The 14212-nt window shown below is 53.4% G+C and carries 3 protein-coding genes (1 of these 3 running past the window's edge); all 3 read right to left on the bottom strand.

All coding sequences use genetic code 11. The features are described 5' to 3' along the window. Tightly spaced (each overlapping or abutting the next), the 3 genes in view from QWY30_RS05060 to QWY30_RS05050 form a layout consistent with a single transcriptional unit that may run on beyond the window. Window positions 1-4213: the 5' portion of a non-ribosomal peptide synthetase gene (locus QWY30_RS05060; protein WP_290238814.1), read on the bottom strand. It extends 15134 nt beyond the left edge of the window; only the first 4213 of its 19347 coding nucleotides appear in the window; the start codon lies at window positions 4211-4213; the stop codon falls past the left edge of the window. Continuing rightward, window positions 4203-13976: a non-ribosomal peptide synthetase gene (locus tag QWY30_RS05055; protein ID WP_290238812.1), complete on the bottom strand. Its 9774-nt coding sequence runs from the start codon at window positions 13974-13976 to the stop codon at window positions 4203-4205. The genes QWY30_RS05060 and QWY30_RS05055 overlap by 11 nt, the downstream gene beginning before the upstream one ends. Continuing rightward, window positions 13976-14212: an MbtH family protein gene (locus QWY30_RS05050; RefSeq protein WP_290238811.1), complete on the bottom strand. Its 237-nt coding sequence runs from the start codon at window positions 14210-14212 to the stop codon at window positions 13976-13978. The genes QWY30_RS05055 and QWY30_RS05050 overlap by 1 nt, the downstream gene beginning before the upstream one ends.

The raw sequence follows: 14212 nt of genomic DNA, 5'->3' as shown, positions 1-14212 counted from the left end.
TGATCTGTCGCAGGGCGTGACCGGGGGCTTCAGGCGTGGACCAGTCGAGCTGACCGACTCGCAAGCGCAGGGGGAACAGGCTGGTGAGCCAGCCGAGCGTGCGTGTCAGATCCTCGTCGGTCTCGCGCCCGTGGCCCTCGAGGGCGACCAGTGGATCACCGAGCGCGCGCTGGTAACTCTGTTGACTCCACTGGCAAAGCGCCATGCCAAGGGCGGTGAGCAGCACGTCGTTGATGGCGCCGTGATAGACGGCGGGTGCGCGCAATAAACGTTGCGTGTCGGCCTGACTGAGCTGTCCACCCACATGCGCGGAGCTGCCCAGGGTGTTTTGACTGGGCTCGATGATGCGGTCGCAGGGCAGGTCTTGCGCACCCTGGAGCTGTGAGAGCCAAAGTGACTGTTCGCTGCGGCGTGCGCCTTCGGCGCCTTGGCGCACGAGCGACTCGGCCCAGGCCCGCAGGGACATGGTCCGCGCGGGCAGGGACGCGCCGGGTGTGAGCGTGCAGGTCGCGAGATCCTCCATCAGGATGCGCCAGGACACGCCATCGATCGCGAAGTGATGAATCACGAGTAAGAGCAGGGAGGGCGCTTGTGGGCGCAGGACCCAGCGCGCGGCCATGATGCCGCCGGACTGTTGCGGGTCGAGCTCGTTGCTCAGATTCTGGAAGGTCTGGACCATGGACTGCTGGGCCGCCTCTGCGCTGAGCGCGGTGAGGTCGAGCGTGGGCAGCATCAGGGGGGGCAGGGCCGAGGTTGGCTCGATCACCATGCGGGAGCCGGGATTGGGGCCGTGGTCGGAGAGTGCGCGCAAGCGCAGCGCGCCGTGATGATTGCGCAGACGCTCGAGCGCTTCGAGCACCTGGGCGTGGGTGAGTCCGGCGGGCACACGCAGGCAGACGGCCTGATTAAAGCGTTTGAGCGAGCCTTTGAGCGAGAGGTAGTCTTGGGCAATGGGCAGTGGAGAGAACTCGCCTTCTTCGACCCAGACGGTTTGAGCGGTCTGAGCCGAAGCAAAGGTAGCGGCCGCGGCGAGTGCCTCGGGTGTCTGATGTTTAAAGACATCCCTGACACTAAAGACCAAACCTTGCGCGCGGGCTCGACTCACCAGGCGTATGGCTGAGATGCTATCCCCGCCGATACTGAAAAAACCATCATCCAAACCTACCTGAGCGAGTCCTGTCACCTCCGAGAATAAGGAGCAAACGAGTGATTCTTTGGTGGTTTGAGGCGCCCTGAATAATTGATTGGAGGTCTGTGCCTCTGGAAGAGGTAGGGCTTTACGATCGAGTTTGCCATTGGCATTGATTGGCAATGTTGGCAGTACGACAAAATAGCTTGGCACCATGTAGTCGGGCAAGCTCGAGGCTAAAGCTCCACGCAATAATGCTTCTTCCGGGATCGCCTGTCCTTCGCGTGCAACCAAGTAGGCAACGAGGCGTTTATCTCCATGCATGTCACGCGCCAGGACAGCGACGTGGGCAAGCGCCTCGACTTTGTTCATCAGGGCAGCTTCGATTTCTCCAAGTTCGATTCGGAAACCTCGAATTTTGACTTGATCATCTGCACGGCCAAAGTATTCGATCGCGCCATCTGAACGATAGCGGGCCAGATCGCCAGTCCGGTACATGCGCGATCCAAGTTTGTCTGCACTTGCGAACGGATTGGCGATGAATCGCTCGGCCGTCAGTCCCGGACGGCTGAGGTAGCCGCGTGCGAGACCTTCACCTGCGATATAAAGCTCACCAACTGAACCCGGTGCTACGGGCTCGAGTCCGGGATCCAGCACGTAAAGTTGGATGTTCCAGATTGGACGACCAATCGGAGGCGGGAGTGTGGCGCTACTGCGCAGACACTTCCAAAACGACACATCAATCGCAGCTTCTGTCGGACCATAGAGATTCCACAGTGTGGCTTGAGGAAAACGTGTCAGATATTGATTTTGAAGCGTGGCGCTTAAGGCTTCTCCACTCATGACCACTTGTTTAAGACTTGAACAAGTATGTGAATGAATGCTTTGTAAAAATACCGCCAACATGGAGGGCACGAAGTGCATGACCGATACTTTGTGTGCATCGATCATTTGCTCGAGATACTCAGGTTCTTTTTGACCTCCGGGACGCGCCATCACCAGTGCTGAGCCAGTCAACAAAGGTAGCAGCCATTCCCAAACTGCGACATCAAAGCCAATGCCAGTTTTTTGGAGGATGCGATCTTTTGCATTGAGTTTGAGAATGTCCTGCATCCAGTCCAGACGGTTTGTCAGGGCCTGATGTGTATTACCCGCGCCTTTGGGTGTGCCGGTCGAGCCAGAGGTGTAAATCAGGTATGCAAGTTGCTCGGGGTGATAGGGCTGATTTCTCTCAGATCGGATGAGGGTCGAATCAGCATATTGACTCAACTGTTCGCCCGAGATTGGTGAGTCCATTTCTATCACCAGACCGGGTCTTGCAGTTTGGCTAAAGCTTTCTAGTCTGTCCGTGCTTGTCAGAAGAGCAACAGCTTGACTATCCGTCAACATGAAGTCCAAACGTTGCTGCGGATATTCGGGGTCAAGGGGTAGATATGCTGCACCCGCCTTCAGAATACCCAGCATGGCTATCACCATTTCCGGACCGCGGTTCAGTAGAACTGCAGCAATCTTGTCCGGTCCCAAACCCTTCGCGATTAAAAACCGTGCGAGCTGATTCGATGCACGATCCAGTTCAGCGTAAGTGATGGTCTTGGTGTCTGTGTCCAAGCCGGCGATAAGTGCTGGAGCATCAGGTGTCAGGATAGATTGCGCTGTGAACCTTTCCATGAGCGAGGTGTGCGATGCGTTGATCGCAATGTGAGCACCTGCAGAGTGCGACAGGACTGTCTCTCGCGTGAATGGATCCATGACCGGAAGCGTGACCAGCGCAGCGTCGGGCTGTTCGACAAAACCTTGGAGCAAGTGAGCAAAGGCTTGAGCCCAGACATTGACAGACGACGCTTCGAACAAATCCGCGTCATACTCAAAGCTTCCAGCAAGTGCACCATTGGACTGTTTAGTGAGATAAAGCGTCAGATCAAGTTTGGCGGTCGGTAGACCGACAGACTCGGGTGTGCAGCGCAGGCTACCCAGTTTAAAACTCGTCTCGCCCTGTGTTTGAAGGGAGAGCATGGCTTGGAACACAGGCGCGTGAGACAGCGAGCGGCTGACGCCTAGATGCTCGACAAGTTGCTCGAAAGGGAGGTCCTGGTCCGCGAGGCAATCCTGAACAGTGCGATGTGTCTGCGCGATCAGTTGTGATGGAGTCTGGACATCTGACACAGTAACGGGCATCACAACCGTATTCAACAAAAAGCCCACCATTGACTCGGTATCGACATCGTCACGACCCGATACAGGTGAACCAATCGCAACCGCATTCTGTCTTGCGAGCTTGGCCAGGGTTGCACCGTAGGCACATAGCAGGGTGGTGTAAAGCGTAGTGTTCTGCTGGCGTGCAAGAGCTTCCAGCGCAGAGACTGTTTCTGCTGGAATTGAAAGCTTGACCTCTTGAGCGCGACGAGCACGATCCGGATGCCTACTGCGATCCAATGGCAAGGTCAGTAACTCTGGAATGTCTTTCAATCGCGATTTGGCGCGTTCTACAGCAGGGGCGAGACCGTCTTGGAGGTTATCCTGTTGCCAAGCGGCCCAGTCACTGTATTGGATCTCCAGTTCGGCCCAGTCGGGCGATTTGCCTTGTGAAAACGCACAATAGGCTTCATCGAGTTCGCGAGCAATGATGTTACGTGAGATACCGTCGCCAGCTTGATGATGCATGGTCAGCATCAATACTGATTCAATCGAACTCAATAGAATCAGACCGGCGCGCAAGGAAAGATCATGTTCCAGATCGAATGGCTTTGCGGCTTCTTCGCGAATGTGTTGGGACACGGATCGTTCGGCACGCTCGGGATCGGCATGATTAAGATCTCGTAAATCAATAATCTCAATGATGTCCTGCGTTGTTGGCGGATCAAGAAGATATCCGACCGGTTCACCACTCTCCGAGGCACGCATCACTGTGCGAATCGCCTCATGACGGGTGCAGAGCGCGACAAATGATTTTCTAAGGGCCTCGATATCTAATATCCCTTTGACTCGAATGGCCAAGGGCATGTTGTAGCTCGCGGAGGAGCCTTCCAAGCGATCCAGTGCCCATAAGCGACGTTGACCATAGGACAATGTGAGCTTAGTTGTCATTACGAATTCTTCCCATGCCTGACTGAATGCGGCGTCTAGATTGTTTGGTGATGCCATCCAGGTGAACCGCCAGTTGTTGGGGAGTTGGATGTTCAAAAATGGAGCGGAGTGGTAGAGTTTTTTCAGTTTCCTGTCGAACTCTGGCGACAAGCTTCATTGCAAGTAATGAATGACCGCCAATCGCAAAGAAACTGTCGTCAGCGCTGACCTCGTGACATTCCGTGATTTCCTGAAATAAGCGCACCAGAAGACGTTCGCTGTCTGTACTGGCAGCAATGCGTGTTTTTTCAATCGCGCCGCTTCCATTCATGCTCACGGGGTCGGGTAGAGCGCGTCTGTCGAGTTTTCCAGCCGGGCTGAGCGGCAATTTTTCCAAAACGACAAAATGCGCTGGAACCATGTAGTCCGGCAGTGTTTGGAGCAAGGCAAGACGAAGTTGTGACGCGTCTGGTAGGGTTTGGCCTGGTTGACCCACGAGATAGGCGACGAGCCGTTTGTCTTTGTTAGTCTCACCCACTTGTCGGGCGACGACAGCAACTTTACTCAGGGCGGGACATATCTTGAGCAGGACTGCTTCCACCTCACCGAGTTCGATACGGAAGCCACGTATTTTGACTTGTTCGTCGGCGCGACCTAAAAATTGAATGGCACCGTTGGGCAATCGCACAGCGATATCGCCGGTGCGATACATGCGGGAGCCTGGTTCACCGAATGGATTGGCGATGAATTTATCGGCGGTCTGTCCCGGGCGATTAAAGTATCCGCGCGCCAATCCGACGCCTGCCAGGTAAAGCTCTCCCAGAATGCCGTCCGGCACGGGCTCTAGTGAGGCATCCAGAATGTAGAGATCAGTATTCCAGATGGGATAGCCGATCGGAGGGAACTCTTCCCACTTTGTCTGATCCTCATCCATCGAGTAGTAGCTGACGACATGGGCTTCTGTGGGTCCGTACAGGTTGTGCAGGCGAGATTTCGGATGTGCCTGGTAAGCGGCCCGAATGGCGGGCGTAATCTGAAGCTGTTCGCCTGCGGTAAAGACAGCCTCAGGCCATCCCTCAACTTCGAAGCTTTGTTTAGCATCCGCGAGATTATTGAGGACCACGAAGGGCGCGTACAAATGATCAAGCTTGTGATCATGAATGTATTGCGCGAGTGCGCGGCTATCCCGACGCGTTTCATTGTCTACCAGTACCAGTGTGGCGCCTTTTGAAAATGCCCAGGCAATCTCCTGCGCGGAGGCATCAAAGCTGATGGGTGAATACTGCAAGACGCGCAGCGCATGGCTGGGAATCACAGCATGTTGCCATTTCACGAGATTCATCAAGGAACGATGTAAAAAGCCGACACCTTTGGGATGACCAGTACTGCCTGAGGTATACATCATGTACACTAGTTGGTCCGGTGTCAGAGGCACACTGCGATCTCGATTCGTGACGTCTTTTTTCGACTGTGTTGAAATTTCTTCGCAAAGCTCTTTCTGATCTAGACAGAGTGTTTGTGTGCCGAGGCTATGCTGAGCGATTACCTCGCGGATCATATCAAGATGATGCGTCTGGGTCAGCACGATCTTGGCCCGACTGTCGGAAGTCATATAGGCTAGACGGCTGACAGGATAATCAACATCAAGCGGCAAATAACCGGCACCCGCTTTGTTGATGGCGAGCAAGGCCACGATCATGTCTGGCGAACGGTCAAGCATCATGGCGACAACATCGTCGCAACGAATACCAGCGTGAATCAGATAGTGTGCCAACTGATTGGCGCGCGCATTGAGCTCTTGATACGTCAGTCGCTGATCTTGAAATTCGAGTGCGATGTTTGCGGGCGTCAGTAACACTTGCTTTTCAAAAGCGCCAGAAAGTGTCAGCTCACTCTCGTCCAGCATCACTTGCGCGCCGCGACCGGCGGCGAGGGTGTGTGTGCGGCTGACTTCGTCCATCAGCGGCAGTAATAGCAACGGGGACTCGGGCTGTGAAGCAAGCGCGTACGTCAATGATTCAAAAGCGCGTGCCCAGCGCTCAACACTTTCAGTATCAAAGAGGTCGCAATCATACTCAAACGAACCAACCAGACTGCCATCATCTGCAGGTCGCAGGTGCAAAGTTAAATCATATTTTGCTGAGGCTGATCCAAGAATTTCTTGCTCAGTCAGCAGGTTTCCTAACGTAAAAGGTGTAGCGGCATCCGCCTGGAATGCGAACATCGCTTGAAACAGAGGACTGTGATGCAAAGATCGCGTCACCCCAAGGTCTTCGATCAAACGCTCGAAGGGAATGTCTTGATCCACCAACGCAGTATTGACACTTGATTTGCTTTGCTCAATCAGTGCGGAACCAGTCATGAGTGGAGGAAGCTGCATGGGGATGGGCAGTGTGTTAAGCAGAAAGCCGATCAACCCCTCTGTTTCAATGTGCTGGCGTCCGGCAACCGGCGATCCAATGACGACTGCGTTTTGACCAGATAGGCGACCCAGTGTTGCGGCATAGCAGGCTAACAGCGTCGCAAACAATGTAGTGTCGTGCTGTGAAGCAAGAGTGCGTAGTTTTTCTGATTTTTCTGCGTCGATCTTGATCGGTGTATGTTTTGCCGGACGAGTGCTATTCGTCATTCTTGGACGGTCGAGCGGCAGTGTCAGGAGTTCAGGATAATCAGACAGACGAAGTCTGATCTTATCGATTCGTGACTTTGCGCTGGCCTCTAGATTGATCTGTTGCCATGCGGCCCAGTCTGCGTAGGAGATCGATAACTCACTCCAATCTGGCGTAAAACCCTGACAATGGGCCTGATAGGCTTGGTTCAGTTCCTGGGCCAAAATCCCGACAGAAATCGCGTCTGCTGCCTGATGATGCACTGTGATCAGCAAGCTGGCGTTCTCGGGTTCCTGCGTGATTAAGAGCGCGCGTAAAGAGTAGTCATGATCCAACCTAAAGGGACGCGCTGCTTCTGTTTTAAGTCTTGAGCGAAGTGATTCGGCGTTTGATGCTGTCTCAACAGTTAAAACCTGATTCATGAGTGGGACGGGCAGTAAATGACCGAACAGCACACCATGATCATCTTCTTTCATGACGGTGCGAAGAGGCATGTGTCGTTCAATCACATTCACGAATGCCTGTCCCAGTGCCTCGAATGAAATTTTGCCTTTCAAACTCAAGACGACGGACATGTTGTAGGCGGGTGAAGGACCATCAATGCGGTCCAGAGTGCCCAGGCGGCGCTGCCCAAAGGAAAGTATGACCTCGTCATTTGCTCTTTGACCCAGCCCGGCTGTCAGTGGAATGCCAATTTCGCGGGTGAGTTTCTCAAGGTGCGGGGAAAGAGCTTGTGGCGTGGTGTGCTCAAACAACAATCGTAAAGGGAGTGCCACGCCCAATTCTTTGCGCACTCTGGCGACCAGACGCATTGCAGTGAGCGATTGTCCACCAATGGCAAAAAAACTGGCGTCTGCACTGACGTTTTGCAGGCCTGTGACTTCGCCAAAGAGCCGACATAAATGCTTTTCTGTGTCGGTCACTGGCGAGACATAATTTTCTGTCTTGAGGCTTAGATCAGGCGCAGGCAGGGCGCGCCTGTCGAGTTTACCGTTCGGATTGAGGGGCAGAGCATCCAGAAACATGAGGTGCGCGGGCACCATATAGTCTGGCAGGCGATTGCTGAGGCGAGCACGCAGGGTGGCAGTATCCGGAATGGCATGTTGCTGGGCATGATGTGCGACAAGGTATGCCACCAGGCGGGCTTCTGAGCCGCTTGAGATCGTCACGACAGCCGCTTGGCTGATTTCCGGCGAGGTTGACAGCAAGGCTGCTTCGATTTCGCCCAGTTCAATTCTGAAACCACGAATTTTTACCTGATCATCAGCACGTCCAAGATACTCAATCGCCCCATCAGCGCGCTTGCGAGCTAAGTCTCCAGAGCGATACATGCGTGAGCCGGGTCGAAGCCATGGACAGGCAATAAACCTTTCCGCGGTCAGTGCTGAACGGCCAAGGTAGCCGCGTGCCAGACCTTCACCGGCTATGTATAGCTCTCCCACAACGCCATCAGGAACGGGCTCCAGCGCGGGATCCAAAATAAATAAATGGGTATTCCAGACGGGCAGACCAATTGGTGGCGGAGTGATACCGTCCTGCGCGCGACAAGGCCATGCCGACACGTGAATGGCAGCCTCGGTGGGTCCGTAAAGATCCCAAAAAGCGACATGTGGAAACGCTTTGAGAGTTTTGTCTTGGAGGGTGCCGCTCAAGGCTTCGCCGCTGGTGACGATCAACCGTAAAGATTTGTGCTCGAGTCCTTGTTGCTCCTCAAGAAACAGCTCAAGCATCGAGGAGACAAAATGGATCATCGTGATACCAAATGCATCGATCGCTTGATGCAAATAGGCAGCATCTTTTTGACCGCCCGGTTTTGCAATCACGAGTGTGGCGCCTGACATCAGTGGAGCAAACCACTCCCACACAGCAACGTCAAAACCAATCGCCGTTTTTTGCAAAACACGGTCGCCGGACGTGAGGCGCATTTCAGACTGAACCCAGTCCATGTGATTAACAATCGCCCGATGGGTATTCCCTGCGCCTTTGGGCGTACCAGTCGAGCCAGAGGTATAAATCAGGTAAGCGAGCTGTTCGGGCAATAGAGGACCAGAACGTTCCTGATCGTCTAATGGTGTGTTGTCCTTTGTGCGTATGGTTGTCTCGATCTCAGGACTGTCCAGAGCAATTACTTGCGTCACGCCAGTCATTTGATCAAGGCGCTTGAGCTGTGCGGTCGTCGTCAGAAGAGCCTGAGCTCGACTGTCACGCAGCATAAAGGCCAGGCGCTCGTCGGGCACCTCTGGATCTAGCGGAAGATAGCCTGCACCGGCTTTAAGCGCCCCAAGCATCGCCACAATCATTGAGGGATCGCGATCAATCAGGATCGCGACAATACTGTCGTTTTGAATGCCTTGTCCCAAAAGATGCCGCGCCAATTGATTGGAACGCTGATCGAGCTGGGCATAGGTGAGGGTAGAGAGAGAGTCCGCGGACAAAGTATCAGACTGTTGATGAAACGGTTGGTACATCAACGCAACAGCATCAGGTGTACGCTTGACTTGTTCATTAAACCTGGACACGAGTGTGAGTGGCTCGGGTGTCAGTTCACACAGTTTTCCCGCACTCTTTTGAATCGTTTCTTGAGTTTCCTCAACCGTCATCCAGTTCAGTTGGACGACTGGGTGCTGAGGAGTTTGTTGCAAACCGTCAAGTATTTGGATAAAAGCTTGTGCCCAGCGCTCTACGCTGACTTGCGCGAAAAGATCTGCGTCATATTCAAAAACACATTCCATCGCGCCGTTTTCAAGAGGCGTTAGATAAAGCGTTAAATCAAATTTCGCGTGCGCCAGTTTCACGGGCTGTGTCGCGCATTGCAATCCAGCTAAATTAAGTGAAAGGGGTTGATCGGTCTGAAAGGCGAGCATCGCTTGAAACACGGGTGTTTGACCAAGCGACCGAGGAATATTCAGTTCCTCGACCAGTCTTTCAAAAGGCAACTCCTGATCACTCAGTGCCGCGGTGAGATTGCTACGTGTTTGTCTGAGTAGGTCAATGCCGGTTTCGCTCGGAGAAACCGTCACTGGGACCACTACCGTATTGACAAAGTAGCCCACCAGAGATTCAGCCTGGCGTGAAGTTCTGCCACCGACAGGCGAGCCGATGACCACAGACTCTTGACGCGACAGGCGCGACAGCAAGGCGGCATATCCAGACAATATCGCCGCAAACAGGGTGGTTTGTTCCGTACGAGCAAGTGTCTCTAAGCCCTGAACGACCGAGGGTTGAAGTTGTTGGCGAACATAGCCGGCACGTTTTTCACGGCTGTTTTTTCGCGGATAATCCACGGGAAGGCTCAGGTACTCGGGTGCGTGAGCGAGTCGTGCTTTGGCGCGTTCAATTTTTTCGTGCAGCCCGTACTCGAGCGTTTCGTGATGCCAGGCTGCCCAGTCGCTGTAATGAATATTGAGTGGCGCCCAGTCAGGAGTTCGACCATCCAAGAAAGCCTGATACGCCTGTTCGAGTTCAGCAAAGAGTTGAACACTCGAAATCCCATCTCCTGCCTGATGATGAAGCGTCACGACTAAAACGTAATCATGTGGCGCGAGCTCTAGCAACATGGTGCGTAATGACAAGTCGCGCGCGAGATCAAAAGGCACGTTGTTCGCGTAATCGATAAAAGACTCGATGAGTGAATGATCACTTGTCTCGAATACCTGTTTTGAGTATTGCCTGTCTTGTGTTTGCTGCAAAAATTCAGAGGGTGTGAATATCTGGAGAATATTTTTCGATGTTTCCTCAGGATACAAGGTTCCAATAATCTGTCCGTCACTCGTCTCTTGCATCAGAGTGCGCAAGGGCTGATGTCGTTCCAGTAAAGCAGACAGGGCGAGCCTCAGCGCATCCAGGTTGAGAGGACCTTGAAGCTGAACGGCAAAGGGTAAGTTATAGGCGGACTTTGCGTGATCGAGTTGGCTCAGCGTCCAGAACCTTTTTTGACCCAAAGATAAAACAACGCGTCCTTCTCCGAGCTGTCCTTTACCGGGCTCAGCTTGAGAAGGTGTGGGAGCATCGTTTCGTATTTTCTGAGTGACTTGTAAGGCGAGAGCTTCTGGCGTCGGATATTCAAAAACATTGTCCAGGGTAACTTCGCATCCAAGTTGTTCGCGCAATTGAGTCACAAGGCTGATGGCGAGCAGTGAATGTCCGCCAATAGCAAAAAAGTCGTCTTCGATACCGATCGGAGTCGTCCCGGTCAGTGATCCATACAGATTACAAATAATTTGTTCAGTTGCATTTCTGGCAGCTTTAAAACTGTTTCGGTCGGTTTGAGCACCTGGCTCAGGCAGAGCGCGGACGTCGAGTTTCCCGTGGGCAGTGAGGGGCAAATCATCCAGATATTCGAAGTAGGCTGGAACCATGTATTCGGGAAGTGATCCCGAGAGTTCGGCTCGCAGGCGGCTTTGCTCTGGTTGCTCAATGCCGGAGTGTCCCACCAGATAGGCAACCAGTCTAAGCTCTCCTGAGAGTTCTCTGGCGATCACAGCGACTTGTGCAAGCGATTGAAACTTGGCAAGCAAGGTTTTTTCAATTTCACCTAGCTCAATCCTGAAGCCTCGAATTTTGACTTGGGTATCTGCGCGCCCCACATACACCATCGAGCCATTCTTCTTGCGCAACACAAGATCGCCGGTTCGATACATGCGACGTCCTGGAGTGCCGAACGGGCAAGCAATAAAACGTTCCGCAGTCAGTCCAGGGCGACCCAGGTAGCCACGTGTCACGCCTGCACCCGCAACGTAAAGTTCGCCAACTGTTTCGTCGGGAACAAGCTCCAGTGAGGCGTCCAGTATGTAATCGTCAACATTTGGAATCTGCGCGCCAATCGGCACGGAATCGCTGACTGTTAGCGAGTGGAGAGGTGCGAGTGGTGGACTCATTGCCGCACAGACTGTGACCTCTGTCGGGCCGTAGGCATTGACCATACGCCGGTTCCCGGCAAAGCGTTCTACCAGCTCGGGAGGACAGGCTTCACCCGCAACGCAAAGTGTGCGCAGCGGCGCGAGCGCGCTTTCATCTAAAAGTTTGACCAAGGCAGGCGGGAGTGTCGCATGTGTGACACTAAACTGCTCAAGGTGTTCAGCGATATTGGCGGCCGTATTCATGCGCATCGCATTGGCGGGAAGCACGAGTGTGGCACCTGCCGCAAAAGCAGACCAGATCTCCTGAACACTTCCATCGAATGCATGTGAGGCGAACTGCAGCACACGATCTCCAGACTGGATGTCCAGATATAGATCCTTGGCATGCGCCATATTCAACACGCCGCGGTGTGGTACGCCAACGCCCTTGGGATTGCCAGTCGACCCTGAGGTATAGATGATGTAAGCCAGGTTGTCCGGCAGAAGCGGTCTGAGGCGTTGAGAATCAGTGATCGTACTCGCGTCAAGCGTTTGAATATTGAGACTGACCGCAAAGTCCTCGAGGTCGATGCGCTTTTGATCACCGAGCGCCTCTTCCAGTTCAGGAACCTGCAGATATTCTGAAATTGAAATGACATGTTGCGACGCGCTGTCTTCGATCAGATACTTCAAGCGCTCTGCGGGGTAGTCTGGATCCAAGGGCAGATATGCCGCACCAGTCTTGAGGATCGCAAGCATGGCCACGATCAACTCTGGAGAACGTCTCAACAGGATGCTGACTGTTTGCTCGGTGCCCACACCTTGTCTGATGAGATAGCGTGCGAGCTGATTGGCGCGCTCATCAAGCTCGGCGTAGGTGAGTTCTGCCAGCCTGCCTTGGTCCTCGTACATGAGCGCGGCGGCATTTGGCTGCTTCAAAACTTGTGTTTCAAACAGCGCTGGGAGGTGCTGAATTGCAGGATCGAGTTCGAACGGTGTGCCTGACGATTGCCTGAGTACTTGAGATTGCTCATCAGAATCCAGGACCGCGATCGAGGCAATTGGCGTATCGGTCAAAGAGGGTAATCGCGCTAGAAGCCGATACAGGCGTAAAAGGTGATCGCGTGCCTGCTCTTCGCTGTAACGTTCGGCGTTGTAATCGAGTCTGATCTGCACAGGACCATCATCGGAGCGATCAAAGATTTGCAGCTCGACGTCGGCGATCGCGCCGGCACCTCTTGTTTCAACTAAACCAGTGGCATCTCCAAAATTGATTAGCTGATTAAATACAAGGTGGTTGATCAAGAAAGTAAAAGGTGCGTCCAGATTCATCTGGCGATACATCGAACTGATTTCGCCGTAGGGAAAGCGATTGTGTCTCAAACCAATGCGCGTTTCACGCGCAATACGCTTGGTGAGTTCGGATACCGTTTCTGTTCCTAAGACTGGTACGCGAAGTGCCACCGCATTGGCCAGCATTCCAATGATTGTTCGAGTGTTTTTGATGCGTCCTGCAGTGGGTGTTCCAACGCAAATATCGCTCCCTCCTGTCATCTTGGAGAGGTACAGCATGACGGCGGTTGCAAAGGTCGCGTAGGCGCTTCGGCTGGTTGAGACACCCCATTGCGTGATCTCGGAGTAAAGAGCCCGAGGCATATCCATCGAGACCGAGAGGGGCCTGGACAGATCGAGTCGCTTGAGGGGTTTGGAGCACAATGTGGCGGGTGATGAAACACCGGCGAGTTTTTCTTTCCAGAATACTTTGTCCTCGTTCCAGACGGGACTTGATTTGTAGTGGGCATCCTGAGCGACAGCTTCGGTCCAGCTAATGTTTCGATCGATAAATTCAGTGGCGCGTGTTCGATAGCACTCGGCCATTGCTTCAGTGAAGTACGCCGCTCCGGCTGCGTCAATAATGAGATGATGAAAGAGCGAGTAGTAAATCCAATCTTGATCGGCGACTCTGATCAGTCCAAACCGGCAATGCGGTCCGTTTTCCAGATCAATCGGTTCGAGTTCAAGTTTTTCTAATAGCTTTCTGGCATCCGCTTCAGGTTCGTTCGATGCGCGCAGATCCCATCGCTCGAGCTCGGTACCTCGGGCTGGGACGACGTACTGATACGGCTCGCCTTGCTCGCTACCAAATCTCAGACGAAAAATCTCAGTGCCGCGTACGATGCAGTCATGTGCGCTGTTCATTGCTGAGAGATCAACGGGACCTTTAATCCGAATGAATTGAGCAACGTTGTATGCTGGGCACGAGGGATTAATGAGCTGGTGGTACCAGATAAAACGCTGGGCACTGGTGAGCGGTACACGCATCTTTGAATCACGCATCACTTCTGTGTCGCCATCGCCTTCTGTAGGCTCAATGGACGCATGTCAGTCCATTCACGATCCACATATTCTGTAGCTTCGACCTTTGATCCTGAAAAGCCTGTTTCTGTCCAGCCTGCTGGGGTCGCTTTTTTTGCTGGCCACAGTGAGTATTGCCCCTCATCATTTTTGAGGACTTTAAACAGATCGCCGTCAATTGTGTAAGCATTGACGGTGGTGGGGGTGTTGGATGTCAT

It is taken from the genome of Zwartia panacis (genome assembly GCF_030410395.1).
Classification (GTDB): Bacteria; Pseudomonadota; Gammaproteobacteria; order Burkholderiales; family Burkholderiaceae_B; genus Zwartia; species Zwartia panacis.
The sequence above is the reverse complement of the archived record's forward strand: the minus strand, read 5'-3'. Positions and strand labels throughout refer to the sequence as shown.

What these genes read in the sequence shown, in the direction of transcription:
- QWY30_RS05055 (WP_290238812.1), bottom strand. Translation starts at nt 13,976, where the DNA reads ATGCGTGATTCAAAGATGCGTGTACCGCTCACCAGTGCCCAGCGTTTT.
- QWY30_RS05050 (WP_290238811.1), bottom strand. Translation starts at nt 14,212, where the DNA reads ATGACATCCAACACCCCCACCACCGTCAATGCTTACACAATTGACGGC.